Raw genomic sequence first — 25,264 nt, 5'->3', positions numbered from 1 at the left:
AAACCCGGATAATGGCCGCCAAAATCGATTCGCCCGCTACGGAACCCGCATGGAAATCAAGGTCAATTTTCTCGACAACCTCCGACTCGAAGCCAAGTTCGACGACTTCACGGTGATCGCCGACCAGCCGATCCGCTACAAGGGCGACGGTTCGGCACCGGGTCCGTTCGACTACTTCCTGGCCTCCTCGGCGTTGTGCGCGGCCTATTTCGTCAAGCTGTACTGCCAGACCCGCGACATCCCCACCGACAATATCCGCCTGTCGCAGAACAACATCGTCGACCCGGAAAACCGCTACAACCAGATCTTCAAGATCCAGGTGGAGCTTCCCGCCGATATCTCCGAGAAGGACCGCCAGGGCATCCTGCGCTCCATCGACCGTTGCACCGTGAAGAAGGTGGTGCAGACCGGCCCGGAATTCATCATCGAAGAGGTGGAGAACCTCGACGCCGACGCCCAGGCCTTGTTGATGCCGGGCCTCGACGGCCAGACCCGCACGCTCATTCCGGGCAAGGACCTGCCGCTGGAGCAGACCATCGCCAACATGTCGCAGATCCTCGCCGGGCTGGGCATGAAGATCGAGATCGCCTCCTGGCGCAATATCGTGCCCAACGTGTGGTCCTTGCATATCCGCGACGCGCAGTCGCCGATGTGCTTCACCAACGGCAAGGGCTCGAGCAAGGAAAGCGCGCTGGCCTCGGCCCTGGGCGAATTCATCGAGCGGCTGAACTGCAACTTCTTCTATAACGACCAGTTCTGGGGCGAGGACATCGCCAACGCCGAGTTCGTGCATTACCCGAACGAGCGCTGGTTCAAGCCGGGGCGCAACGACGCCCTGCCCAAGGGCATGCTCGACGAGTATTGCCTGGCCATCTACAACCCGGACGGCGAACTGCTCGGCTCGCACCTGTACGACACCAACTCGGGCAATATCGAGCGCGGCATCTGCGCGCTGCCCTATGTGCGCCAGTCCGACGGCGAGGTGGTGTATTTCCCGTCGAACCTGATCGAGAACCTGTACCTGAGCAACGGCATGTCCGCCGGCAACACCCTGGCCGAAGCCCAGGTGCAGTGCCTGTCGGAGATCTTCGAGCGAGCGGTCAAGCGCGAGATCCTCGAAGGCGAGCTGGCCCTGCCGGACGTGCCGCAGGAGGTACTGGCCAAGTACCCGGGCATCCTCGCCGGTATCCAGGGCCTCGAAGAGCAAGGCTTCCCGGTGCTGGTCAAGGACGCCTCGCTGGGCGGTGAATTCCCGGTGATGTGCGTGACCCTGATGAACCCGCGCACCGGCGGCGTGTTCGCGTCCTTCGGTGCCCACCCGAGCTTCGAGGTGGCGCTGGAACGCAGCCTCACCGAACTGCTCCAGGGCCGCAGCTTCGAAGGCCTCAACGACCTGCCGCAACCAACCTTCGAAAGCCATGCCCTGATGGAGCCGAACAACTTCGTCGAGCACTTCATCGATTCCAGCGGCGTGGTCTCCTGGCGGTTCTTCAGTGCCAGGTCCGATTTCGAGTTCGTCGAATGGGACTTCTCCGGCCACGGCGAAGACTCCAATGCCGAGGAAGCCGCGACCCTGTTCGGCATCCTCGAAGGCATGGGCAAGGAGGTCTACATGGCCACCTACGACCACCTCGGCGCCCCGGCCTGCCGCATCCTGGTGCCGGGCTATTCGGAAATCTACCCGGTGGACGACCTGATCTGGGACAACACCAACAAGGCGCTGTTCTTCCGCGAGGATATCCTCAACCTGCACAGCCTCGACGATGACGCCCTGGAAAGCCTGCTGGAGCGCCTGCTGGAATCCGAGCTGGACGAATACACCGAGATCAAGACGCTGATCGGTGTCGAGTTCGACGACAACACGGTGTGGGGCCAGTTGACCGTGCTGGAATTGAAGATCCTGATCCAGGTGGCGTTGAAGAAGTTCGACGATGCCAAGGAACTGGTCGAGATGTTCCTCCAGTACAACGACAACACCGTCGAGCGCGGGCTGTTCTACCAGGCGCTGAACGTGGTGCTGGAAGTGGAACTGGACAGCGACCTGGACCTGGCCGACTACGAGGTCAACTTCCGCCGCATGTTCGGCAATCCGCGCATGGATGCGGTGCTGGCGTCGGTCGAAGGCAGCCTGCGCTTCCATGGCCTGACCCCGACCAGCATGAAACTGGAAGGCCTGGACCGGCACCTGCGCCTGATCGACAGCTACAAGAAACTGCACGCAGCGCGGGCAGCCAAGGGCTGATATTGCCTCATCGCCGGCAAGTCGGAGCGCCGCCACGCTGTCATGGAACAAAACATAACTATTTGATTTGCAAGGTCCTTGTGGGAGCGGGTTCACCCGCGATTGCTATGCTGACTTCAGCACCGCAATCGCGGGTGAACCCGCTCCCACAGGGTACGCGTTGTGCCTTAGAACTCGAAGGCCGGTAGTTGACAAGGGTCGATGATGTAGCGGACCTGGCAGGTAATCATGAGTAGTCCTTGGCGATGAAGGGCTCGAGTGTATTGAGCGGAGCCGTTCCGGCCTTGAACAAAGTTGCTGTTCTTTCGGGCCCTATCGCTGGCACAGGCAATGATGGTGTCTGGGCGGACCAATCGCTGGCAACGCCAGCTCCCACAAGGTCAGTGTCGAACACAAAATCTGCGGCTGGCTCGGAACCTGTGGGAGCTGGCTTGCCAGCGATAGGGCCCGAAAGAGCGACACACGCCATTCCTGCGGAAAACGGATAGAACCCTCTCCCCTCTCTGACCAAGACTAGCCATGCGCCCACCGGCCCACGCCGGTCGCGTGCCGTCCAACCAACCCGTCAGAGGTTTGCATGAACACCCCCGCGCATCAGCTGAGCACCTGGCTGAAGCAACACCAGATCACCGAAGTCGAGTGCATTGTCAGTGACCTCACCGGCATCGCCCGCGGCAAGATTTCTCCTACCAACAAGTTTCTCGCCGAAGGCGGCATGCGCCTGCCGGAGAGCGTCCTGCTGCAGACCGTCACCGGCGATTTCGTCGAGGACGAGATCTACTACGACCTGCTGGACGAGGCGGACATCGATATGTTCTGCCGCCCCGACCCGGAGGCGATCTTCCTGGTGCCCTGGGCCATCGAGCCCACCGCGATGGTGATTCATGACACCTACGACAAGCGCGGCAATCCCGTCGAGCTGTCGCCGCGCAACGTGCTCAAGCGCGTGCTGCGCCTGTACGCGCAGAAAGGCTGGACGCCGATCGTCGCGCCGGAAATGGAGTTCTACCTGACCAAGCGCAGCAGCGACCCGGACTTCCCGCTGGAGGCGCCGATCGGCCGCTCGGGGCGTCCGGAAAGTGGTCGGCAGAGCTTTTCCATCGATGCCGCCAACGAGTTCGACCCGCTGTTCGAGGATGTCTACGACTGGTGCGAGGCCCAGGGCCTGGACCTGGATACGCTGATCCACGAGGACGGCCCGGCGCAGATGGAGATCAACTTCCGTCACGGCGACGCCCTGTCCCTGGCCGACCAGATCACCGTGTTCAAGCGCACCATGCGCGAGGCCGCGCTCAAGCACAACGTGGCGGCGACCTTCATGGCCAAGCCGATCACCGACGAGCCGGGCAGCGCCATGCATATCCACCAAAGCGTGGTGGACGCCGAGTCGGGCCGGAACATCTTCGTCAACGAAGACGGCAGCATGAGCGAGCTGTTCCTCAACTACATCGGCGGCCTGCAGAAGTACATCCCCAAGGTGCTGCCGATGTTCGCGCCGAACGTCAACTCGTTCCGCCGCTTCCTGCCGGACACCTCGGCGCCGGTCAACGTCGAGTGGGGCGAGGAGAACCGTACCGCCGGCCTGCGCGTGCCGCCGTCCTCGCCCGAAGCGATGCGCGTGGAAAACCGCCTGCCGGGCGCCGATGCCAACCCCTATTTGGCCATCGCCGCCAGCCTGCTGTGCGGCTACCTCGGCATGGTGGAGAAGATCGAGCCGAGCGCGCCGGTCCAGGGCCGCGCCTACGAGCGCCGCAGCCTGCGCCTGCCGATCACCATCGAGGACGCCCTCGCGGCCATGGAGAACTGCGAGGTGCTGGAGCAGTACCTGGGGCGCAAGTTCGTCCAGGGCTATGTCGCGGTGAAACGCACCGAGCACGAAAACTTCAAGCGCGTGATCAGTTCCTGGGAACGGGAATTCCTGCTGCTCAGCGTCTGACCGCAATCGCCACGCCGCCCACAATAAAAACGGATCAGGAGTCGCCATGAAGCTGTTGCAACGTCTTGCCCCTCTCGCCCTGCTCGCCGCGCCGCTGCTGGCCAGCGCGCAGCCCAGTGTCAGCATCTACAACTGGACCGACTACATCGCCCCCGACACCCTCGCCGGCTTCGAGGGCGCCACCGGGATCAAGCCGGTGTACGACGTCTTCGACTCCAACGAAACACTGGAAGGCAAGCTGCTGGCGGGCAAGACCGGCTACGACATCGTCGTGCCGTCCAACCACTTCCTGACCCGCCAGGTGGACGCCGGGGTATTCCTCGAACTGGACCGCAGCAAGCTGCCGAACTGGAAGCACCTGGACCCGGCCCTGCTCAAGCTGCTCGAACAGAACGACCCCGGCAACCGCCACTCGGTGCCCTACCTGTGGGGTACCAACGGCATCGGCTACAACGTCGACAAGGTCAAGCAGGTGCTGGGCGTCGACCATATCGATTCCTGGGCCACCCTGTACGAGCCGGAAAACCTGAAGAAGCTGCAACAATGCGGCGTAGCCTTCATGGACTCGGCCGACGAGCTGATCCCGTCGATCCTCAACTACCTGGGCCTGGACCCCAACAGCAGCAACGCGGCGGACTACGCCAAGGCCGAGAAGCGCCTGCTGGTACTGCGCCCCTACGTGACCTACTTCCACTCGTCCAAGTACATCTCGGACCTGGCCAACGGCGACATCTGCGTGGCCTTCGGCTTCTCCGGCGACGTGCTGCAAGCGGCCAACCGCGCCCGCGAGGCCGGCAACGGGGTGAAGATCGCCTACAGCATTCCCAAGGAAGGCAGCAACCTGTGGTTCGACCTGATCGCGATACCCGCCGACGCGAAGAACCCCGACCAGGCCCTGGCGTTCATCAACTACGTGATGGAGCCGAAAGTGATCGCCGGGATCAGCGACTATGTGGGTTACCCTAACGCCAACGCCGACTCCAGGCCGTTCATCGATCCCGAGACGCTGAACAATCCCGAGGTCTATCCGCCGCAGGCGGTGCTGGACAAGCTCTACATCTCCAAGGCCCCGTCGCCGAAGATCATGCGCCTGATGACCCGCAGCTGGAGCAAGGTCAAGTTCAACCAATGAGTCGAGATCCCTTGATGATGCAACGTGCCGAGCATGCGGCCTCGTACTACGCCGCCACCGCCCGCGACAGCCAGCCCTACCCTGTGCTCGACGGCGAGATCCAGGCCGATGTGTGCGTGATCGGTGGCGGCCTGACCGGGGTCAACACCGCGCTGGAGCTGGCCTTGCGCGGGCACTCGGTGGTGCTGCTGGAGGCCCGGCGCATCGGCTGGGGCGCCAGCGGGCGCAATGGCGGGCAACTGATTCGTGGCATTGGCCACGATGTCAGTGGCTTCGGCAACTATGTCGGCGAAGATGGCGTGCGCTACCTGGAGCGAGCCGGAGTGGACTCGGTGACCCTGGTCGCCGAACGCATCGACGAGTTCGCCATCGACTGCGACCTGCGCTGGGGCTTTTGCGAGCTGGCCAATACCCCGAGGCAGTTCGCGGCGATGCGCGAGGAATACGCGTCACTGGCGGGTTCGGGGTATCCGCACCCGATCGAACTGGTGGAGCCCGGGCGCATGCACCAGGTGGTCGCCAGCGATTGCTATGCCGGCGGGTTGATCGACATGGGCTCGGGGCATCTGCACCCGCTTGACCTGGTCACTGGAGAAGCCCGGGCAGCCGGCCGGCTCGGGGTGCAGGTCTTCGAGCAGAGCCCGGTGCTGCGCATCGAGCATGGCAGCCAGGTCGTGGTGCATTGCGCCCGCGGACGGGTGCGCGCCGACAGCCTGGTACTGGGCTGCAATGCCCACCTCGATGAGCTGGAGCCGAAGCTCAGTGGCAAGGTATTGCCGGCGGGAAGCTATGTGATCGTCACCGAGCCGTTGCCGGAAGACGTCGCCTCCAGCCTGATTCCGCTGAACCTGGCGCTGTGCGACCAGAAGGTCGGGCTGGATTACTACCGGCTCACCGCCGACCGGCGCTTGCTGTTCGGCGGAGCCTGCCACTACTCCGGGACCGACCCCAGGGACATCGGCGCCTACATGCGGCCGAAGATGCTCAAGGTGTTCCCGCAACTGGCCCACGTGCGCATCGACTACCAATGGGGCGGGATGATCGGCATCACCGCCAACCGCTTCCCACAGGTCGGGCGCTTGGCAGAGCATCCGAACGTGTTCTTCGCCCAGGGCTATTCGGGGCATGGGCTGAATGTCACGCACTGGTCGGCGAAACTGCTGGCGGAGGCCATATCGGTCGGACAGAGCAAGGGGCTGGATGTATTCGGCGCAGTGCCGCACCTGACCTTCCCCGGCGGCAAGCTGCTGCGCTCGCCGCTGCTGGCGCTGGGGATGTTGTGGTATCGGGTCAAAGAAATGGTTGGTTGATTGGCCTCCGTTACGCGGACCCTGTGGGAGCGGGTTCACCCGCGATTACGTCGGTGTATCCACCATCGTAATCGCGGGTGAACCCGCTCCCACAGGGTCCGCGTTGTGCTTTGGGCTTTTATCAGCCTTTCTTCAGCGTCTCCTTCGGATACTCCCCGAACAACCCATGGTAAGCCTGGGAAAACCGCCCCAGGTGCCAGAACGACCAGCGCATGGCCACCTCGGCCACGGTGACCTGCCCCGGGTCTGCCGCCAGCAGGTCCCGTCTTACCGCATTCAAGCGCCGGTTGCGCAGCCATACGGTCGGCGGCATGTCGGCATAGCGCAGGAAGGATTGCTGCAACTGGCGCACCGACACCCCGGCTGCATCCGCCAGATCCTGCACGCCAACGCTGTCCTGCGGGCAGTCGTTGACCACTTCCTTGACCCGCTCGACCACCCGGCGCATATGACACTCGGCACGTCCGCGAGCGTCCACCTCCACGGCCTGGTCGAGCAATTGGAAGCAGCCATCGGCGATCTCCCGGGCAAACCCCGGCGCCGCCACATCCACCTGGCCGCGTACCGCTTCGGCGAGCACCTCGCTGAGCGCGCTGGCGAAGGCCTTGCAACGGGTCGGACGCAACGGCTGCAGGACCAACCGGCGAAATTCCGCCGCCGAATGCTGCCAACGCGCCGGCTGCTTCAGCACCACGGCCACTTCGCGGTAATTCTCGGGGGTCACCCAGGCATTGCGGGTCTGGCCGTCCAGCAGATAAAGGGCGTTGTCGCTCATGTCGAAGCTGAACACCAAGGCATCGGCCGGCGCGTGGAATTCCTGCTCGACCCGCAGGTTCATGCGTTCCTCGTACAGCTCCAGGCCGGCGCTCTGGGCATGCACCAGGCGCCCCTGGAAGCGCCCGGACGACATCTGCGTGTACTGCTCCTGCCAGCCCGGCAGGGCAACGCGGTGCTCGTTTACCTCATGAGCCTCCAGGACCTTGATTGTCATGCACGCACCTTGGGTTTTTATTCCAATACTGATCGGCCAAACGCCGTCAAGAATAATGAACGCGGGTAAACCCGGTCAAAGCCGCCGTGATGATCGGCCGCTTATTTCTGATTCAATGCCACCACCGAGACGCCGGAGGCGACAAAGGTCACCCCGGCGCCGATATTCAAGCCGTTGACCACCTTGGGGCGATTACGGATGGCACGGGTCAAGGTCGAGGCGAATACGCCCATCAGGGCAAAGCCGACGGCAGTGAGCAAGGCGAACCACAGCCCGTAGACCAGCATCTGCACCGTCACCGAACCCAGTTGCGGATTGACGAACTGCGGAATGAAGGCCAGCACGAACAGCCCGGGCTTGGGGTTGAGTGCCGCGGAGAGGAAGCCGGTGAGGAAAATGGTGCGCAGCGGTTGCCTGGCCGCCGGGGCGAAGTTGATCAGGTTGCGCGAGCGCAGCACCTTGATCCCCAGCCACAGCAGGTAGCCGGCGCCGATGATCTTCACTACCCAAAAGGCCACGGCGGAGGTCTGCATCAGCAGGGTCAGGCCCAGGGCTGCGGTGGTGGTGTGGAACAGGATGCCGGTACCGGACGCAACGCCGGAGACAATGGCGGCCAGGCGGCCCTGGCTCAGGCCGCGGCCGATGGCCAGGAGGTTGTCGGGGCCGGGTGAAATCACCAGCAGCAGGCAGGCGGCGGTGTAGGCGAGCCAGATGTCGATGGGGAACATTGCATCCTCCTTGAAGTGTGGAAAGGTCCTGGGTGATGGGACTCTACCTGATTTGCAAAGCAACGCGGACTTTGTGGGAGCGGGTTCACCCGCGATTGCGGTAGTGGATTCACCGACGCAATCGCGGGTGAACCCGCTCCCACAAAGTCCGCGCAGATCGGACCTGCTCTATCCCTTCCAACTAAGTCGCTGTTTAAAAACGCTTTTCCGTGAAAAAAAACTTCCCAGGCGTAACAAATCTTGTTAAATTGCCGCCCATCCCGCGACGGACACTCAGTTGACCAGCAGCGGGATCTGCATCAGGACAAGCTTTTGTCCGTCGCAACAGGGGCGTCGCCAAGCGGTAAGGCAGCAGGTTTTGATCCTGCCATGCGTTGGTTCGAATCCAGCCGCCCCTGCCATTTTCTCTTCTAGTTCCTCCCTCCTCTCTTGATTCCGATGCCCTAGGCATACGGCGATCAACTGTTCGTATTTTTCGACACACTCACAACGTACAGTGCGGCCTATCGGCTAAATCATTGGGTTTGCATCGCGCCCCATTCCCTTGTTGATCGCCAAGTGTTAAAAATATCACCCGCTTTAGGCCCAGCCGTTGTGTAAAGCCGCACAACGGGGTATCCAACGAGAAAACAATTTGAAAAGCGTGATGTCCCTGCGTGAGGGAATCCTCTTCCCTGTTACCTGTCAGCCACCGGAGCAAGCTGCATGATCGAGGTCACCGAAGTTTCCATTGCCCAACTGCGTGCCGCACTCGAGTCCGGCCAGACCACTGCGGTCGAGCTGGTCAAGGCCTACCTTGCCCGGATCGATGCCTACGACGGCGCAGACACTGCCACCGCGCTCAACGCGGTCGTCGTGCGCAATCCCGAGGCCCTGAAAGAAGCCGAAGCCTCCGATGCCCGTCGTGCCCGTGGCGAAACCCTCGGCCCGCTGGACGGTATTCCCTATACCGCCAAGGACAGCTACCTGGTCAAGGGCCTGACCGCCGCTTCCGGCAGCCCGGCCTTCGCTGACCTGGTGGCCTACCGTGACGCCTTCACCATCGAGCGCCTGCGCGCCGCCGGGGCGATCTGCCTGGGCAAGACCAATATGCCGCCCATGGCCAACGGCGGAATGCAGCGCGGTGTCTACGGCCGTGCGGAAAGCCCGTACAACGCCGCGTACCTGACCGCCCCGTTCGCTTCCGGCTCGTCCAACGGCGCCGGTACCGCCACTGCCGCCAGCTTCTCCGCCTTCGGCCTGGCCGAGGAAACCTGGTCGAGCGGTCGTGGCCCGGCATCGAACAACGGCCTGTGTGCCTATACCCCATCCCGTGGGGTGATTTCGGTACGCGGCAACTGGCCGCTGACGCCGACCATGGACGTGGTGGTGCCTTATGCGCGGACCATGGCCGACCTGCTGGAAGTGCTGGATGTCGTGGTCGCCGAAGACCCCGACACCCGCGGCGACCTGTGGCGCCTGCAGCCCTGGGTGCCGATCCCGAGCGTGGCCTCGGTACGCCCGGCGTCCTATGCCGATCTGGCGGTGGGCAGCAGCGCACTGGCTGGCAAGCGCCTCGGCGTGCCACGCATGTACATCAATGCCGATGAAGCCGCGGGTACGTCCGAGGCACCCGGGATCGGCGGCCCGACCGGCCAGCGCATCCACACCCGCGCCTCGGTGATCGAGTTGTGGAAGCAGGCACGCCAGGCCCTCGAAGCGGCAGGTGCCGAGGTGATCGAAACGGACTTCCCGCTGGTCTCCAACTGCGAGGGCGACCGTCCGGGCGCGCCGACCGTATTCAATCGCGGCATCGTGTCCAAGGCGTTTCTCCATCATGAACTCTGGGACCTGACCGCCTGGGCCTTCGACGACTTCCTGCGGGCCAACGGCGATCCGAAGTTGAATCGCCTGGTGGATGTCGACGGGCCGAAGATCTTCCCGCACGACCCGGGCACCCTGCCCAACCGCGAAGGCGACCTTGCCGCCGGCATGGACGAATACGTGAAGATGGCCGAACGCGGCATCACCCCGTGGAACGAGATCCCGACCGTGCCGGACGGCCTGCGCGGCCTGGAGGCGACCCGCAAGCTGGACCTGGAAGACTGGATGGACGCGAACGGCCTGGACGCCGTGCTGTTCCCCACCGTGGCCGATGTCGGCCCGGCGGACGCCGACGTCAACCCGGAGTCGGCGGACATCGCCTGGAGCAACGGGGTCTGGGTCGCCAACGGCAACCTGGCGATCCGTCACCTGGGCGTGCCGACCGTTACCGTACCGATGGGCGTGATGGCCGATATCGGCATGCCGGTGGGCCTGACCTTCGCCGGCAAGGCCTATGACGATGCCAACCTGCTGAAGCTGGGGGCGGCGTTCGAGGCCACCGGCAACCGCCGGATGATCCCGCCGCGTACCCCGCCACTGCGCGGCTAAGGCCCGCTCCCGCAAGGTCATTTCCTTGCGGGAGCCCGCCTTTCAATCCCCCGGCTCCCCCCGCACCGCCAGCACATTGCACGGCAGATGCTGCAGCACATGCTCGGTGGTACTGCCCAGCAGCCCCGCCGCCCCCCGGCGCTGGCTGCTGCCCATGACGATCACGTCGGCCCGATGCTGGCCGGCGTACTCGGCGATCGCCAGCGGCGCCGGCCCGCTGACGAAGTGCCGGTGGCTTTCCGGTACACCGTGGGCCTGGGCCAGGTGCTCGAAGGCCAATTGCGCCGAACGCCTGACTTCATGGTTGAATCCCGGCATGGTCACCGCACCCGCTCCGAAATCGGCGACCCGGGTCTGCGCCACGTCCCAGGCATGCAGCAGATGCAGTTCGGCCTCGCACTGGATCGCCAGGGCGCTGGCCTGCGCCATCACCCGCTGGTTGATCCGCGTGTGCTGGCTGTCCGGGTGCAGGGTATCCAGCGCGGCGATCACCACCCTGGGCAATGGGCAACGCAGATCGCTGACCAGGTGCAGCGGCGCCGTGCAGTCACGCAGCAACTGCCAGTCCGGCGGTGTGAGGAAAACCCGGCGCAAGGCCGATTCGTGGTGCACGTCCTTGATCACCAGGTCGGGCTGCATGTCTTCGACATGCTCGAGCATGTCGCGGATCACCTGCCGGCTCACCTGCACTTCGCAACTGACCTCCAGGCCGTCATGACGCAACTGCCCGGCCTCGTCGCGCAGCCAGGTCCAGGCGTCCCGCTCCATCGCCTGGCGCAGCGCCGTGCCTGCAGCCATGCGCCCGAGCAGGTCACCCTCTTCGAGAAACACCGCGATATGCAGGGCCGCGTCGGTGGCCCTGGCGATCGCCACCGCACGCTCCATGGCCGGGGTATGGCGCAGGGTCGGCGAGGCGATCATGAACAGGCGTTGATACGGGCTCATAAGACACCTCCTGGCGGGTTGTCCGTTTGCCGCGGAACGATCAACGCGCTCCGGCCAGGACGACCGAAGCGACGACACCGGCATGCCGCCGGTGTCGCAGCCTGAGTATAAGCCGGGGTTTACAGACAGGTAGCCAGAGCCGCCATACGGCGCCGGGCCAGGGCATCGTCCTTCTGCGCGTAGAACTTGATCACGCTGCCGCTGCCCGACGGCGAAATATCGGTGAAATACTCGCCACCCCGGGTCGAGACGGTGATGCCCTGGGCCGTACGCTCCAGGTAGCCGCTGGCATCCACGCCGAATACCGCCTCGTCCTGCCAGCTGAACTGCACGCATTCGGCGACCTTGGCTGCTTCTTTGGTCGAATTGATAATCCTGTCCGGCTGGCCGGAACGGGCCGTGTTCATCGCCGACGAGGCGCAGCCCGCCAGCAGGGTGGCGGCGAGCAAAGCCAGGGCACTACGCATGTTTCACCTCTTCGACGCAAAAAAGGAGCGACTTTAGCACCGCCACCGCCCGCCCCGAAAACCCTTGTTTTTTTGTGCCAATAGATGACATCGATCAACTGATCGTCACACTCGATTAGTCACACAAAAGATATGGACATAGACTCCCCGCGAATGCGTTGCCCAGGCCCTCGAAAGAATGGGCCGGGCCGCCTTTCCTGCCTGCTTTGGCCTGAACACCACTGACCGATCCCGCCGCTTTGACCGGCGCGCACGCCTGTGCGCGGCTGTCGCGTCGGCCCGGCCGTAACAAGGAGATGATCATGGGACTGGGTAGACGACAGTTCTTCAAACTGTGCACCGTGGGCGCCGCCACCGCGACCTGCGCCACCCTGGGTTTTGCCCCGGGCATGGCCCAGGCGACCCAGTCGCGCCAGTACAAGCTGCTGCGGGCCAAGGAAACCCGCAACAACTGCACCTACTGCTCGGTGGGCTGCGGCCTGCTGATGTACAGCCTCGGCGACGGCGCGAAGAACGCCAAGGCGCGGATCTTCCATATCGAAGGCGACCCGGATCACCCGGTCAGCCGCGGCTCGCTGTGCCCCAAGGGTGCCGGCCTGGTGGACTACATCCATAGCGAACAGCGCCTGCTGTACCCCGAATACCGCGCCCCGGGCTCGGACAAATGGCAGCGGGTCAGCTGGGAATACGCCATCGAACGCATCGCCCGCCTGATGAAGGACGACCGCGACGCTAACTTCATCGAGAAGAACGCCAAGGGCACCACGGTCAACCGCTGGCTCAGCACCGGCATGCTCTGCTCCTCGGCGGCCAGCAGCGAAACCGGCTCTCTCGACCAGCGCTTCACCCGCGCCCTGGGCATCCTCGGCACCGACAGCCAGGCACGGGTCTGCCATGCGCCGACCGTCGCGGCGCTGGCGCCGACCTTCGGCCGCGGCGCCATGACCAACAACTGGGTCGATATCAAGAACGCCAACGTGGTCATGATCATGGGCGGCAACCCCGCCGAAGCGCACCCGGTGGGCTTCAAGTGGGTGATCGAGGCGAAGATCCGCAACGGCGCCAAGGTCATCGTGGTAGACCCGCGCTTCAACCGCAGCGCCGCGGTGGCGGATATCTACTCGCCGATCCGCGCCGGCTCCGACGTGACCTTCCTGATGGGCATGGTCAACTGGCTGATCAGCCACGATAAGGTCCAGCACGAGTACGTGCGGGCCTACACCAACGCCAGCCTGATCGTGCGCGAGGACTACCGCTTCGACGAAGGCCTGTTCAGCGGCTACGACGCGGGCAAGCGCAGTTACGATCGCGCCTCGTGGAACTACGAACTGGACGAGAACGGCTTCGCCAAACGCGACCCGAGCCTCGCTCACCCGCGCTGCGTGTGGAACCTGCTCAAGCAGCACGTCTCGCGCTATACGCCGGAGATGGTCAGCAAGGTCTGCGGCACGCCGCAGGACGACTTCCTGCAGATCTGCGCGATCATTGGCGAAACCAGCGCCCCGGACAAGACCGCCACCTTCCTCTACGCCCTCGGCTGGACCCACCACACCAACGGCGCGCAGATGATCCGCGGCGCGGGCATGCTCCAGTTGCTGCTGGGCAATATCGGCATGGCCGGCGGCGGCGTCAACGCCCTGCGCGGCCACTCCAACATCCAGGGCTATACCGACCTCGGCCTGCTCTCGCTGCGCCTGCCGGGCTACATGAACCTGCCGTCCGATGCGCAGACGGACCTTGCCACCTACCTCAAGCAAACCACCCCGAGCGCGGTGCAGGCCGACCAGGTCAACTACTACAAGAACACCCCGAAATTCTTCGTCAGCATGATGAAGAGCTTCTGGGGCGACAAGGCCACCAAGGACAACGATTGGGGCTTCGACTGGCTGCCGAAGTGGGACGACAGCTACGACGTCATCAACTTCACCAACCGCATGTACGAAGGCAAGGTCAACGGCTACATCGCCCAGGGCTTCAACCCGGTGGCGGCCTTCCCGGACAAGAACAAGGCCCAGGAGGCACTGGCGAAACTCAAGTTCCTGGTCATCATCGACCCGCTGGCCACCGAGACCTCGAGCTTCTGGAAGAACCACGGCGAGGAGCATGACGTCGATACCGCGGCGATCCAGACCGAAGTGTTCCGCCTGCCCTCCTCCTGCTTCGCCGAGGAAGACGGCTCCATCGTCAACTCCTCGCGCTGGCTGCAATGGCACTGGGCGGGCGCCGCGCCACCCGGCGAGGCCTGGCACGACGGCAAGATCCTCGGCCACCTGTTCATGAAGATCCGCGAACTGTACGAGCAGGAAGGCGGCGCCAACCCTGCGCCGATCCTCAACATGGCCTGGGACTACGCCGACCCGCGCGATCCCAAGCCCGAGGAAGTGGCCAAGGAATCCAACGGCCGCGCCCTGGCCGACCTGCACGACGACCAGGGCAACCTGATCCTGCGCAAGGGTCAGTTGCTCAACGACTTCGGCCAGTTGCGCGACGATGGCAGCACGGTGTGCTTCAACTGGATCTTCGCCGGTTCCTGGACCGAACAGGGCAACCAGATGGCCCGCCGCGACAACACCGACGTGGGCCTGGGCAACACCCCCGGCTGGGCCTGGGCCTGGCCGCAGAACCGCCGCGTGCTCTACAACCGCGCCTCGGCGGACCCGGCGGGCAAGCCGTGGGACCCGGAACGCCAGTTGATCGCCTGGGACGGCGCGCGCTGGAGCGGCATCGACGTGCCCGACTTCGCCCCGACCATCGCCCCCGGCACCGCCACCAGCCCGTTCATCATGCTGCCCGAAGGCGTGGGCCGGCTGTTCTCGGTAGGTGCCCTCAACGACGGGCCGTTCCCCGAGCACTACGAGCCGACCGAAAGCCCGCTGGCGAGCAACCCGCTGCACCCGGGCGTGACCTACTGCCCGACCGCACGGATCTACCCGCACGACCGTTCACGGATGGGCAAGCGCGAGGACTTCCCCTACGTCGCCACCACCTACTCGATCACCGAGCTGTTCCGCCACTGGACCAAGCACTCGCGGCTCAACGCGATCATCCAGCCGGAGCAATTCATCGAGATCGGCGAAACCCTCGCGGCCGAGAAAGGCATCGCCCAGGGCGACCGGGTCAAGGTCAGCACCCAGCGCGGCTACATCAAGGCCAGGGCGGTGGTGACCAAGCGCATCCAGCGCCTGACCATCGACGGCCAGGCAGTGGACACCATCGGCATCCCTTGCCACTGGGGCTACGAAGGCAGCACGCGCAAGGGCTTCCTGGCCAACACCCTGACCCCGGGCGTCGGCGACTCCAATACCCACACGCCTGAATACAAGGCGTTTCTCGTGAACGTGGAAAAGGTCTGAGGGAGCATTCATGTCATACCAATCCCAGGACATCATCAAACGCTCGGCCACCAGCTCGCTGACCCCGCCGCCGCAAGCACGCAACCACCAGGCCGAGGTCGCCAAGCTGATCGACGTGAGCATCTGCATCGGCTGCAAGGCCTGCCAGGTAGCGTGCAACGAATGGAACGACCTGCGCGACGAGGTCGGCCACAACGTCGGCGTCTACGACAACCCTGCCGACCTGTCGGCAGAAACCTGGACGCTGATGCGCTTCGACGAAGTGCAGAACGAAAGCGGCCGCCTCGAATGGCTGATCCGCAAGGATGGCTGCATGCACTGTGCCGACCCGGGCTGCCTCAAGGCCTGCCCGCAGCCGGGCGCGATCATCCAGTACGCCAACGGCATCGTCGATTTCCAGTCCGAGCACTGCATCGGCTGCGGCTACTGCATCGCCGGCTGTCCGTTCGACGTGCCGCGGATCAGCCAGAAAGACAACAAGGCGTACAAATGCACGCTTTGCGTCGATCGCGTAGCCGTCGGCCAGGAGCCGGCCTGCGTCAAGACCTGCCCCACCGGCGCGATCAACTTCGGCGCCAAGAGCGAGATGCAGCACCTGGCGGCCGGGCGCGTCCAGGAGCTCAAGGGCCGCGGTTTCGCCGGAGCCGGCCTGTATGACCCGCAAGGCGTCGGCGGCACCCATGTGATGTACGTGCTGCAGCACGCCGACAAGCCGCACCTGTACCACAAGCTGCCCACCGACCCGCGCATCAGCAGTGCGGTGCAGGGCTGGAAAGGCTGGCTCAAGCCTGCGGCGGCGGTGGCCTTCTTCGCCACCCTGGCGGGAACGATGTTCCACTACGTCGGCGTCGGGCCGAACGAAGTGGACGAGGACGAGAAAAACGACGAGGAGACCCACGCATGAACAAGGACAGGATGATCCTGCGCACGCGCTTCATCGAGCGCGCCAGCCACTGGCTGATGGTGATCTGCTTCCTGGCCGTCGCGCTGTCGGGGCTGTCGTGGTTCTTCCCCTCGCTCAACGGTCTCAATGGCGTCTTCGGCACACCGCAGATGGCCCGCATCCTCCACCCGTTCTTCGGCGTGGTGGTGTTCCTGCTGCTGATGTTCCTGTTCATCCGCTTCGTGCGCTACAACCTGCCGGAGCCGCAGGACCGCCTCTGGTTCAGGAACCTCCCCGGCGTGCTCGCCGGCAAGCATGACCCGGCGCTGCAGATCGGCAAGTACAACGCCGGGCAGAAGGTCATGTTCTGGGGAATCATGGGCCTGATCAGCCTGCTGCTGGTCAGCGGCGTGGTGATCTGGCGGCCCTATTTCGCCCCGCTGTTTTCCATTCCTGCTATCCGCATCGGCCTGCTGGTGCACGCCCTGGCCGGGGTCGCCCTGATCCTGCTGGTAATCGGGCATGCGTACCTGGCGTTCTGGGTCAAAGGCTCGATTCGCGGGATGGTCACCGGCTATGTAAGCCACCGTTGGGCCAAGGCCCACCATGGCCGCTGGTACCGGCAGATCAGTGCCCGGCAGGACGGGAAAAGCAAATGAACAGCAGTATTCGCATGACGCCGCAGGGGGCCGGGCAGGCGGCGGTCGGGGCTATCGCGCCGGTGTTGTTGCCGTCGCGCGAGGGCAATCATGCGCGGCGGGCGGCGCGCTTGCGGGAACTGGCGGTCGGGCATCCGATGGCGGACTACCTGGGCTTCGTCGCCGGGATCGTGGAAAGCCAGGAACTGTTGCTCACGCACAGGCCCCTGCCCCCGGCCTTGCTCGCCGGGCTGGCGGCATCGCTGGGTGCAGATGGCGCGCCGCTGGATTGCCGACGGCATGTGCGGCACAGGCACTGGCTGGTGCTGCTGCGCGGGCTTGGCGAAACCCTCGAGCACCCGGCGCTGGAGGAACTGCTGCAGGAAGAGGACTGGCGACTCGAGGCCTGTGCCGACTCGCTGCTGCGCGGGGACTTTCATGAGGTGCACAGTGGCGAAGCGCTGTTCATCTGGTCGGCGCTATCGTTGTACTTCAGCCAGTTGGCGGCGCACCTGCCCGCGGTGGGCATCGCCCAAGGTGAAGAGCGGCAGTTCTGCCCGGTATGCGCCAGCGCACCGGTGGCGAGCAGCATCCTCACCGGCGCCCAGGCCGGATTGCGCTACCTGCATTGCGGTCTGTGCGAAAGTCGCTGGCATATGGTGCGGCTCAAGTGCAGCAACTGCGAAGCCACGGGCGGGCTGGATTACTGGTCGCTGGAGGATGCGAAGGCGCCGGTGAAGGCAGAAAGCTGTGGCGAATGCCGCAGTTACCTGAAGGTGTTCTACCCGGAGCACGAGCGCGGCCTCGAGGTGCTGGCGGACGACCTGGCGACACTGGGGCTGGATGCCGAGGTCGAGCGCCAGGGCTTCGGGCGCAGCGGGGTCAGTCCGTTCCTGTTTCCGGGGTGATCCAAAGCCCGACGCGTACCCTGTGGGAGCGGGTTTACCCGCGATTGCGTTAGTGAATTCACCATCGTAATCGCGGGTAAACCCGCTCCCACAGGGTACGCGTCGAGCTTTTGAGAACGGTGCTATGCGTCCGCGTATTTCTGCGAAGCGGCAAGTAATTCCTGGTTGCTTCCTCCGAGGAGGCTGGTTGCCTGGGCGGCGCGCTTGAGCAGCATGACCCGGGCCGCTTGCAGTTGATCCTTGTTGAAGCGCTCGGATGGGCCGGACAGCGTCAGCGCGCCCTTGAACTCATGGCCGACGCCAAAGACCGGGGCCGAGATAGACGATGTATCCGGGTCGCGCTCACCGAATGACGTTGCCCAGAACTGCTCCCGTACTTCGGACAAAGCGCGATCGGCCGGCGGGCCGAAGGCCCGGAGGATTTTCCCGGAAGCCCCGGCATGCAGCGGGAAGCGATCCCCTTCGTGGATGCTGAAGCGCACTGCGCGCTTGGGCTCGACCCGAAAGAGCACCACCCGGATGTCGTTCTCGATCACGTAGAAGGAAGAGGTCTCTCCGCTCTCTTCGGTCAGTGCCTCAAGCACCGGGTAGATCGTGTCGCGTAGACGGAAAGACGCCTGGTAGATCTGCGCCAGGCGCAAGGGCTCATGTCCCACTGCGTACTGCCCGTCGGGCAGGCGCCTGACGAACCCGGCCCTTTCCAGTGAACTCATGAGCCGCAGGATGGTGCTTTTGTACAGGCCGGTGCGCCGTGCGATCTCGGCCAGTGGCAGGCTGCTTCGATCAGGCTCGAAAGCCCCGAGAATCGCAAAGGCTCTATCAACCGCCGCCACCCCGCCGTCTGCAGTGTTCTTGGCAGCATCAACAGGCTCGTTTTTCGATGACATCAGACGTGTTCCCGGTGCAATCATGAAAAGCGGCCCCTCGAAGGGGCCGTGCGGATGACCGATACCTTACCTGTGAGTGTGCAAAGCAGCCAGTCCACTGTCCGGAACAGCGTTCTGCTTTACCGGCAGCGCAGGTCAGGCATCGCGCATGAACAGGCGCAGGGAGAGCGCCATGAGCGCGGCGAAGAACAGGATGCACCCCATGACCATCAGGCCTGCGGTGAAGGACTGCGTGTAATCCTTTAGGAACCCCATCAGATAGGGCCCGACGAACCCACCGAATGCGCCAATGGAGTTGATAAGAGCGATACCGCCTGCGGCAGCCTGGCCCGTCAGGAACTTCGCCGGCAGCGTGTAGAAGATCGTCTTCGCCGAGATCGTCCCCACCAGGGCCAGGGTGATACCGGCCAATGCGGGAACCAGGGCATTCATGTTGACCGCGAAGATCAACGCCAAGCCGGCCAATACCAGCGCGATGATAAGGTTGAGAATGCCCCGACCGCTTCGGTCGACATGCCTGGCCCAGAACAGCAGTCCGATGGTCGAGAAGAAGTAGGGTACGGCTGCAACCCAGCCAATCAGGCTGATTTCAACGCCTTGGGCCTTGAGCATCTGCGGCAGCCAGATACCGATACCGTAGGTGCCGATGGTGAAGCTGAAGGTGATGGAGCTCAGGATCCAGACGCGTGGATCCTTGAGTGCCGCGGCGAAACCGTGGCTTTTCCTGGTGCTTGCCCTCTCCTTCTCCAGCATGCCGGCAAGGGCGTCCTTCTCTTCCTGGGATAGCCACCTGGCCTCGCTTGGCCGGTTGGCAAGCACCTTCAGGGTGATGAGCCCCAGGACGCAGGCCGGCAAGCCTTCGATGATGAACATCCACTGCCAACCCGCGAGCCCCCAGGCACCATGCATCTGCAGCAGATAGATGGAAAGCGGGCCGCCGACGAGGAACGAGATCGGCGTTGCAACCGTGAACCATGCCAGCACCCGGGTGCGGTATTGAACCGGGAACCACAGGGTGAGGAAGAAGATCACGCCGGGGAAGAAGCCCGCCTCGGCAATCCCCAGCAGGAAGCGAACGACATAGAAACTGTAGGGGCCGATCACGAAGGCCGTTGCAGCTGCGGCAAGCCCCCAGGTAATCATGATGCGGGCCATCCAGACGCGCGCGCCGAACCGGTACATGGCAAGGTTGCTCGGCACTTCGCACAGGCAGTAACCGACGAACATGATCCCTGCACCCAGGCCGAACTGTGCTGCCGTGAGCCCGAGCTGGTCGGTCATCTGCAGGGCGGCGTAACCGACACTGGTACGATCCAGGTAGTTGAAAAAGTAGGCCAGGGCAAGCAACGGGATCAGACGCCAGGCGGCTTTCTTCATTGCTCTTTGCTGTAGCGCCGACGCGACTTCAGGCTGCGGCATGGACAAAGGGGTATCCGGGGTCGTGACGTTAGCCATGACTGTATCCTCGGTTTTGTTGTTATGAATACCGTGGTTGGTGAGGCGGCCCGCATTCGAGCCGATCAAGCGGTCTTGATCGTTCCGCTGGACGCGAGCCGGGTGATCTCGTCGTCGCCATAGCCCAGCTGGGCAAGAAGCTCCCTGGAGTGGCTGCCCAGGTCCGGTACGTTCAATCGGGCACCAAAGCGCTGACCGTCCATCTCGAAGGGCAGCATCGGTACCTTGACCTGCTCGCCGCCAGGCAGCGTCAGCTCGGCCATGCCGCCGGATCGGTTGAGGTGCTCGTCTTCGAACATGTCCTCGGGTCGCTGGATCGGGGAGAACGGCAAGCCGGCGTCTTCACACAGCGCCATGACGGTCTGCTTGTCCATGCCAGACAGGCGCTCCCGCACCATCGGGATGATTCGGTCGCGGGCCTGTACGCGCTGGTTGTTCCGGCTCAGCCCAGGGTCTGCGCCAAGTTCGGCGAAGTCGAACGCCTGGCAGAAGGAGACCCATTGGCTATCGCTGACAACGCCCATGAAGACCTGCTCACCTTCCTCGGCAGTCTCGAACACGTCGTAGATGGCCCAGGCTGAAATCCGGCTCGGCATAGGCGCCGCCGCCTTGCCGGTCACGACTTTCTGCATCATGTGCTGGGCAACCAGGAACGCCGAGTTTTCAAACAGGCCGGTCTGCACGAACTGGCCACGACCGGTCTCCTTGCGCTGCAGCAGCGCAGCGAGAATCGAGACCGCGCTGAACATGCCGCCCATCACATCGTTGACGGAGGCGCCTGCCCGCAGCGGGCGCCCCACGGGCCCGGTCATGTAGGCCAGGCCGGTCATCATCTGCACGACCTCGTCCAGTGCCGTGCGCTTCTCATAAGGGCCAGGCAGGAAGCCCTTCATCGAGCTGTAGATGATGTCCGCCTTGATGGCCTTGACCTGCTCGTAGCCCAGGCCCAGTTTCTCCATCGCGCCGGGGCGGAAGTTCTCGGTGACGACATCGGCCGTGGCGAGCAGTTTCTTCACCGCGGCCATGCCCTCCTCCGACTTGATGTCCACCGCAAAGCTCTTCTTGTTGCGGTTGTAGGTCATCCAGTAGCCGGCGCCGGAGCCCATGAGACGGCGAGTGTTGTCGCCCTCCGGCACGGGTTCCACCTTGATGACCTCGGCCCCGAGATCCGCAAGCAGCAAGCCGCAGGTCGGGCCCATCACCATGTGGACGAACTCGACTACGCGAATGCCTGCAAGAGGCAGAGGCTTCCCTTCGTGCTGGCTCATACGGCCTCCTTCGCATAGGTGAAATTCTTGCCGACCCCGGCATCGGGGATGAAACCGTACAGGGGTTCACCGGGCAGCCCACGGCGAAGCACTTCACGCGCAGCGACCAGGCGATCGAGGTCGACGCCGGTCTTCAGCCCCATGGATTCCAGGAGATACACCAGGTCTTCGGTGACGATGTTGCCCGAAGCCCCGGGCGCGTACGGACAGCCGCCCAGACCGCCCTGCGAGCCGTCGAAGGTCTTCACCCCGGCCTCCAATGCAGCGACGACGTTGGCCAGGCCCTGGCCGCGGGTGTTGTGAAAGTGAGCACTGCCTGCGAGGGCGCCGAGCTCCCGGAACAGACGGATGAACAATCGACGAACCTGAGTGGGGTTGGCGTAGCCGACCGTGTCGGAAAGCCCCACCTCGTCTACCCCCAGCTCCGCCATCTTCACGGCAATCGCCATCGTCTCGTCGTCGGTTACCACGCCTTGCAGCGTGCAACCGAAGGCGGTGGAAAGGCCGGCTTCGATCTGGACGTTCGGGAAGCGCTCGTTGCGCAAGGCAACCACCGCCTGGACTTCGGCGAAAACCTGGGCGTGGGTCTTGCGGATGTTCGAGACCGAGTGCTGCTCGCTCACCGAGATGGGCAAGGTGATCTTGTGCACACCAGCGTTGAATGCGGCCTCCGCGCCCTTGAGATTCGGCACCAGTGCCGTGACGAAAAGATCGGGCAGGGTCAGGGCATGGGCGACGACCTGGGCGGCATCGGCCATCTGCGGCAGCAGTTTCGCCGATACGAACGAGCCGACCTCGATCTCTTTCAAGCCAGCCTTGGCCAGTGCCGAAATCCACTCCAGCTTCAGGTCGGTGGGCATGCAGGCCTTGACGCTCTGCAAGCCATCCCTGGGCCCGACTTCGCTGACAAGGATGTCGATGTCTGTCGCTTCTTTCACGGAGGTTCTCCTGTTGCTGGGGAGAGCCTGTCCGAACATTCATGCAGTGCAGCTGCGAGGCGAAGCGCTGTTTTTATGATTGTTCTGTCAGGCAGAATTACGTTCTGTTTTAGTATCTACCGACATTTTCACCGCTGTCAACGAGGCCAACGATGAACGGAAGCAGTTGCCCATGGTTTGAGTTTTGAATGGCTGGACAGGTCTCGAGTGAGACTTGACAGAGGGAAAAATAGCTTGGAAAGTGTTCTACCAAGAGCAACTATGTTCTACCTGATAGAACAATGCTCGAAACAACAAGATAGCCCAGGCAACGTACACTGATGAGATTGGCCCAGACCCTGCCGTTTGAGCCTCAGCGTCGTGTGTCTGTTTTCACATGGAGATTTGCCATGAGCCTGTACGCCCCTCCCGAAGAACGCCCAACAGAAGTCTTCAGCAGGCTGCCAAGAGAATTCTGGCGTGATGGGGACTCCGACTGGGTCCGAGCCAACAAACCAGGCCAGCAGGTTACGAGCTTCCTGGAGGGGCCATCCTTCGACCAGGCCGGCAATCTCTATGTCACTGATATCCCGTACGGCCGGATCTTTCGCATCTCTGCACAGGGAGACTGGGACCTGGTCGTTGAATACGACGGCTGGCCGAACGGCCTGAAAATCCATCGTGACGGGCGCGTCTTCATTGCCGACTACAAGCACGGGATCCTCGTTCTCGACCCGATCAGCAAACGCCTCGAGCCCTTCCTGACGCATCGCCGCAGCGAAAGCTTCAAGGGTGTGAACGATCTGTTCTTTGACCGCCAGGGGCACCTGTTCTTCACCGATCAAGGCCAGACCGGCATGCACGATCCATCCGGCCGGGTTTTCCGCTACGACCTGGAGCAGCAACGCCTGGATTGCTTGCTGGACAACGGCCCCAGCCCTAACGGCCTGGTCATGGATCTCCAGGAAAAGGCGCTGCTGGTGGCGATGACCCGCGGAAATGCCGTATGGCGACTTCCCCTGCAAGCCGATGGCACAACATCCAAGGTGGGTGTCTTCACCGCCATGGCCGGAGGCGTGAGTGGCGCCGACGGCATGGCCCTGGATGAGTCGGGCAACCTGTATGTCTGCGATGCAGGCAACGGCTGCGTGTGGGCATTCGACGCCCACGCCGTGCCGCTCTATCGATTCAGGTCCTGCACCGAAGGCCGCACGCTCACCAACCTGGCCTTTGGTGGAGACGCCAATCGCAGCCTGTTCATCACCGACTCGTCGACAGGACACATCCTGAAGGCCGACCCCGGCCACCCGGGCAAGCGGATGTTCTCGCACGCCCCAGCCTAACGACTTCGTGGTACGGCCCTGTGCACATGGCGCACGGGCCCTGCCTGGCCCGAAAACGGCCAGCGAAGGTTATTACTCATACAAAACAGATAATAAGAGGACAGCATGCTCACTCTCTTGAGCTACACAATGATCGTCTGCTTCATGTACCTCGTCATGAGCAAACGCCTGTCACCGCTGGTTGCCCTGATCCTGGTGCCGGTTGCATTCGCAAGCCTCGGCGGGTTCGCAACCCAGCTCGGCCCCATGATGTTCGATGGCGTGAAGATGCTGGCCCCGACGGGGATCATGCTGACCTTCGCGATTCTGTACTTCTGCATGATGACCGACGCAGGCTTGTTCAACCCGCTGATCAAGCTGATCCTCAAGTGCGTGAAAGGCGACCCGCTGAAGATCGTCATCGGCACGGCCATCCTGGGCATCTGCGTAGGCCTGGATGGCGATGGCGCCACGACCTACATCATCACCACCGCTGCACTGCTTCCACTGTACCGGCGCACCGGGATGAGCCTCCAGGTGCTGGCCACTGTTCTGTTGCTGACCAACGGGGTGATGAACATCCTGCCTTGGGCGGGGCCCTTCTCACGTGCGGCGAGCGCCATGCACGTGGACATTACCGAGCTGTTCCTGGAAATGCTGCCGCTGATGATCGCGGGCGCAGGCTGGGTGATTTTCGCGGCGTTCTACCTGGGCAGCAGGGAGCGCCGTCGCCTGGGTGTCGTGGAGCTTGATCACGATGAAGTGATGAGCCATTTCACCGAATTCAGGCTGACAGACTGGCGCTTCCTGTTCAACGCGGTCCTCACCATCACCCTGATCACCCTGATGATGCTCAGCATCATGCCCCTTCCAATCCTGTTCATGCTCGCCTTCGGCCTGGGCGTCCTGGTGAACTTCCCGAGCGTGAAGGCGCAGAAGGAAGTCATCGGCAAATACGCCGACAACGTGATGGCGGTCACCCTGCTGATCTTCGCCGCCGGCATCTTCGTCGGAATCATGTCCGGCACCGGGATGATCAAGGCGATCTCGGAAAGCCTGATCCATGTGATCCCCGAGTCTGCCGGCCATTTCATGTCGGTGATCACGGCGTTCCTCAGCATGCCTTTCACCTACGTGCTGACCAACGACGCGTTCTACTTCGGGATCCTGCCGATCCTGGCCGAGACCGCCAGCCATTACGGCATTGGCGCGAAGGAAATGGCCATCGCCGGCTTGATCGGACAGCCGGTACACCTGCTCAGCCCATTGGTGGCCTCCACCTACCTTCTCTGTGGCCTGCTCGACCTGGACTACGGGGACAACCAGCGAGCCTCCATCGGCTGGAGCATCGGTACATGCCTGGTGATGTTCGTGGCGGCCATCGCGCTCGGCACCATCGACGTTTTCAATTGAGGCCTTTCTTCGAACGGCCAACCCAGTAGCAACACCGCGTAACTCCAACCCACAAAA

19 protein-coding genes and 1 tRNA gene are annotated in these 25,264 nt (G+C 63.4%); 12 read left to right on the top strand and 8 right to left on the bottom strand.

Annotation, left to right across the window (positions count from 1 at the left end; all coding sequences use genetic code 11):
* The first annotated feature begins 49 nt into the window (after window positions 1-49).
* The 4 genes from ACPFMA_RS11535 to ACPFMA_RS11520 all read left to right on the top strand — a co-directional run bounded on the left by ACPFMA_RS11535 (window position 50) and on the right by ACPFMA_RS11520 (window position 6,620).
* Complete coding sequence (locus ACPFMA_RS11535; RefSeq protein ID WP_425930222.1) at window positions 50-2,242, top strand: OsmC domain/YcaO domain-containing protein; 2,193 nt, start codon at window positions 50-52, stop codon at window positions 2,240-2,242.
* A gap of 577 nt (window positions 2,243-2,819) precedes the next feature.
* Entirely contained in the window at window positions 2,820-4,178 is a 1,359-nt protein-coding gene (locus ACPFMA_RS11530; protein WP_009401483.1) for a glutamine synthetase family protein, read from the top strand.
* A 46-nt stretch (window positions 4,179-4,224) separates the two neighbouring features.
* Window positions 4,225-5,310 carry a polyamine ABC transporter substrate-binding protein gene (locus ACPFMA_RS11525; protein WP_420057293.1) on the top strand — a complete coding sequence of 362 codons (1,086 nt, stop codon included), beginning with the start codon at window positions 4,225-4,227 and terminating at the stop codon, window positions 5,308-5,310.
* A 14-nt stretch (window positions 5,311-5,324) separates the two neighbouring features.
* Entirely contained in the window at window positions 5,325-6,620 is a 1,296-nt protein-coding gene (locus ACPFMA_RS11520; protein WP_425930591.1) for an NAD(P)/FAD-dependent oxidoreductase, read from the top strand.
* Between the two features lie 121 nt (window positions 6,621-6,741).
* On the opposite strand, the gene ACPFMA_RS11515 is transcribed toward ACPFMA_RS11520, so the two are convergent.
* Together ACPFMA_RS11515 and ACPFMA_RS11510 are read right to left on the bottom strand one after the other, a co-directional pair.
* Entirely contained in the window at window positions 6,742-7,611 is an 870-nt protein-coding gene (locus tag ACPFMA_RS11515; RefSeq protein WP_425930221.1) for a helix-turn-helix domain-containing protein, read from the bottom strand.
* 101 nt (window positions 7,612-7,712) lie between these two features.
* A complete protein-coding gene (locus ACPFMA_RS11510) occupies window positions 7,713-8,339 on the bottom strand; it encodes a LysE family translocator (protein WP_420057290.1) in 627 nt (208 codons plus the stop codon).
* A gap of 326 nt (window positions 8,340-8,665) precedes the next feature.
* Between ACPFMA_RS11510 and ACPFMA_RS11505 the strand changes: the two genes are divergently transcribed.
* Together ACPFMA_RS11505 and ACPFMA_RS11500 are read left to right on the top strand one after the other, a co-directional pair.
* Window positions 8,666-8,740: transfer RNA gene (locus tag ACPFMA_RS11505), tRNA-Gln, on the top strand.
* 304 nt (window positions 8,741-9,044) lie between these two features.
* Window positions 9,045-10,751, top strand: a complete 1,707-nt coding sequence (locus tag ACPFMA_RS11500) for an amidase (protein WP_420057288.1) — start codon at window positions 9,045-9,047, stop codon at window positions 10,749-10,751.
* Between the two features lie 42 nt (window positions 10,752-10,793).
* Here ACPFMA_RS11500 and ACPFMA_RS11495 read toward each other — a convergent pair whose 3' ends face one another.
* A complete protein-coding gene (locus ACPFMA_RS11495; protein ID WP_425930220.1) occupies window positions 10,794-11,696 on the bottom strand; it encodes a universal stress protein in 903 nt (300 codons plus the stop codon).
* Between the two features lie 119 nt (window positions 11,697-11,815).
* On the bottom strand, window positions 11,816-12,163 hold the full coding sequence (locus tag ACPFMA_RS11490; protein WP_009401476.1) for a hypothetical protein: 348 nt from the start codon (window positions 12,161-12,163) through the stop codon (window positions 11,816-11,818).
* Window positions 12,164-12,465: 302 nt separating this feature from the next.
* Here ACPFMA_RS11490 and fdnG point away from each other — a divergent pair, with 302 nt between their 5' ends.
* From fdnG to fdhE, 4 genes are read left to right on the top strand one after another with little or no spacing between them, the layout of a single operon-like run.
* Window positions 12,466-15,516: a formate dehydrogenase-N subunit alpha gene (fdnG, locus tag ACPFMA_RS11485; RefSeq protein ID WP_425930219.1), complete on the top strand. Its 3,051-nt coding sequence runs from the start codon at window positions 12,466-12,468 to the stop codon at window positions 15,514-15,516.
* Window positions 15,517-15,526: 10 nt separating this feature from the next.
* Window positions 15,527-16,420, top strand: a complete 894-nt coding sequence (gene fdxH / locus ACPFMA_RS11480; protein WP_420057283.1) for a formate dehydrogenase subunit beta — start codon at window positions 15,527-15,529, stop codon at window positions 16,418-16,420.
* Window positions 16,417-17,058, top strand: a complete 642-nt coding sequence (locus tag ACPFMA_RS11475; RefSeq protein WP_420057282.1) for a formate dehydrogenase subunit gamma — start codon at window positions 16,417-16,419, stop codon at window positions 17,056-17,058. Before fdxH ends, ACPFMA_RS11475 begins: the two co-directional genes overlap by 4 nt.
* Window positions 17,055-17,945, top strand: a complete 891-nt coding sequence (gene fdhE, locus ACPFMA_RS11470) for a formate dehydrogenase accessory protein FdhE (RefSeq protein WP_425930218.1) — start codon at window positions 17,055-17,057, stop codon at window positions 17,943-17,945. The genes ACPFMA_RS11475 and fdhE overlap by 4 nt, the downstream gene beginning before the upstream one ends.
* 122 nt (window positions 17,946-18,067) lie before the next feature.
* Here the strand turns inward: fdhE and ACPFMA_RS11465 are convergent, their stop codons facing one another.
* The 4 genes from ACPFMA_RS11465 to ACPFMA_RS11450 all read right to left on the bottom strand — a co-directional run bounded on the left by ACPFMA_RS11465 (window position 18,068) and on the right by ACPFMA_RS11450 (window position 22,493).
* A complete protein-coding gene (locus tag ACPFMA_RS11465) occupies window positions 18,068-18,832 on the bottom strand; it encodes an IclR family transcriptional regulator (protein WP_425930217.1) in 765 nt (254 codons plus the stop codon).
* A gap of 135 nt (window positions 18,833-18,967) precedes the next feature.
* Complete coding sequence (locus ACPFMA_RS11460) at window positions 18,968-20,356, bottom strand: MFS transporter (protein WP_425930216.1); 1,389 nt, start codon at window positions 20,354-20,356, stop codon at window positions 18,968-18,970.
* On the bottom strand, window positions 20,353-21,555 hold the full coding sequence (locus ACPFMA_RS11455; RefSeq protein WP_425930215.1) for a CaiB/BaiF CoA transferase family protein: 1,203 nt from the start codon (window positions 21,553-21,555) through the stop codon (window positions 20,353-20,355). The genes ACPFMA_RS11460 and ACPFMA_RS11455 overlap by 4 nt, the downstream gene beginning before the upstream one ends.
* Window positions 21,552-22,493 carry a hydroxymethylglutaryl-CoA lyase gene (locus tag ACPFMA_RS11450; protein WP_425930214.1) on the bottom strand — a complete coding sequence of 314 codons (942 nt, stop codon included), beginning with the start codon at window positions 22,491-22,493 and terminating at the stop codon, window positions 21,552-21,554. Before ACPFMA_RS11450 ends, ACPFMA_RS11455 begins: the two co-directional genes overlap by 4 nt.
* A gap of 389 nt (window positions 22,494-22,882) precedes the next feature.
* On the opposite strand from ACPFMA_RS11450, the gene ACPFMA_RS11445 reads away from it, so the two are divergent.
* Window positions 22,883-23,815 carry an SMP-30/gluconolactonase/LRE family protein gene (locus ACPFMA_RS11445; RefSeq protein WP_425930213.1) on the top strand — a complete coding sequence of 311 codons (933 nt, stop codon included), beginning with the start codon at window positions 22,883-22,885 and terminating at the stop codon, window positions 23,813-23,815.
* A 105-nt stretch (window positions 23,816-23,920) separates the two neighbouring features.
* Window positions 23,921-25,207 (top strand): CitMHS family transporter, encoded by a 1,287-nt coding sequence (locus tag ACPFMA_RS11440; RefSeq protein ID WP_420057274.1) that lies wholly within the window; start codon window positions 23,921-23,923, stop codon window positions 25,205-25,207.
* Window positions 25,208-25,264: the final 57 nt, after the last annotated feature.

Origin of the sequence: Pseudomonas sp. NyZ201, from assembly GCF_049860765.1 — a bacterium.
Lineage (GTDB): Bacteria > Pseudomonadota > Gammaproteobacteria > Pseudomonadales > Pseudomonadaceae > Aquipseudomonas > Aquipseudomonas bharatica.
Note: the sequence above shows the minus strand (reverse complement) of the source record. Positions and strands in the feature narration are given on the sequence as shown.

Bases quoted from the DNA above. Each gene is read 5' to 3' on its own strand.
- ACPFMA_RS11535 (WP_425930222.1), top strand. From the start codon at position 50: ATGGAAATCAAGGTCAATTTTCTCGACAACCTCCGACTCGAAGCCAAG.
- ACPFMA_RS11530 (WP_009401483.1), top strand. From the start codon at position 2,820: ATGAACACCCCCGCGCATCAGCTGAGCACCTGGCTGAAGCAACACCAG.
- ACPFMA_RS11525 (WP_420057293.1), top strand. From the start codon at position 4,225: ATGAAGCTGTTGCAACGTCTTGCCCCTCTCGCCCTGCTCGCCGCGCCG.
- ACPFMA_RS11520 (WP_425930591.1), top strand. From the start codon at position 5,325: ATGATGCAACGTGCCGAGCATGCGGCCTCGTACTACGCCGCCACCGCC.
- ACPFMA_RS11515 (WP_425930221.1), bottom strand. From the start codon at position 7,611: ATGACAATCAAGGTCCTGGAGGCTCATGAGGTAAACGAGCACCGCGTT.
- ACPFMA_RS11510 (WP_420057290.1), bottom strand. From the start codon at position 8,339: ATGTTCCCCATCGACATCTGGCTCGCCTACACCGCCGCCTGCCTGCTG.
- ACPFMA_RS11500 (WP_420057288.1), top strand. From the start codon at position 9,045: ATGATCGAGGTCACCGAAGTTTCCATTGCCCAACTGCGTGCCGCACTC.
- ACPFMA_RS11495 (WP_425930220.1), bottom strand. From the start codon at position 11,696: ATGAGCCCGTATCAACGCCTGTTCATGATCGCCTCGCCGACCCTGCGC.
- ACPFMA_RS11490 (WP_009401476.1), bottom strand. From the start codon at position 12,163: ATGCGTAGTGCCCTGGCTTTGCTCGCCGCCACCCTGCTGGCGGGCTGC.
- fdnG (WP_425930219.1), top strand. From the start codon at position 12,466: ATGGGACTGGGTAGACGACAGTTCTTCAAACTGTGCACCGTGGGCGCC.
- fdxH (WP_420057283.1), top strand. From the start codon at position 15,527: ATGTCATACCAATCCCAGGACATCATCAAACGCTCGGCCACCAGCTCG.
- ACPFMA_RS11475 (WP_420057282.1), top strand. From the start codon at position 16,417: ATGAACAAGGACAGGATGATCCTGCGCACGCGCTTCATCGAGCGCGCC.
- fdhE (WP_425930218.1), top strand. From the start codon at position 17,055: ATGAACAGCAGTATTCGCATGACGCCGCAGGGGGCCGGGCAGGCGGCG.
- ACPFMA_RS11465 (WP_425930217.1), bottom strand. From the start codon at position 18,832: ATGTCATCGAAAAACGAGCCTGTTGATGCTGCCAAGAACACTGCAGAC.
- ACPFMA_RS11455 (WP_425930215.1), bottom strand. From the start codon at position 21,555: ATGAGCCAGCACGAAGGGAAGCCTCTGCCTCTTGCAGGCATTCGCGTA.
- ACPFMA_RS11445 (WP_425930213.1), top strand. From the start codon at position 22,883: ATGAGCCTGTACGCCCCTCCCGAAGAACGCCCAACAGAAGTCTTCAGC.
- ACPFMA_RS11440 (WP_420057274.1), top strand. From the start codon at position 23,921: ATGCTCACTCTCTTGAGCTACACAATGATCGTCTGCTTCATGTACCTC.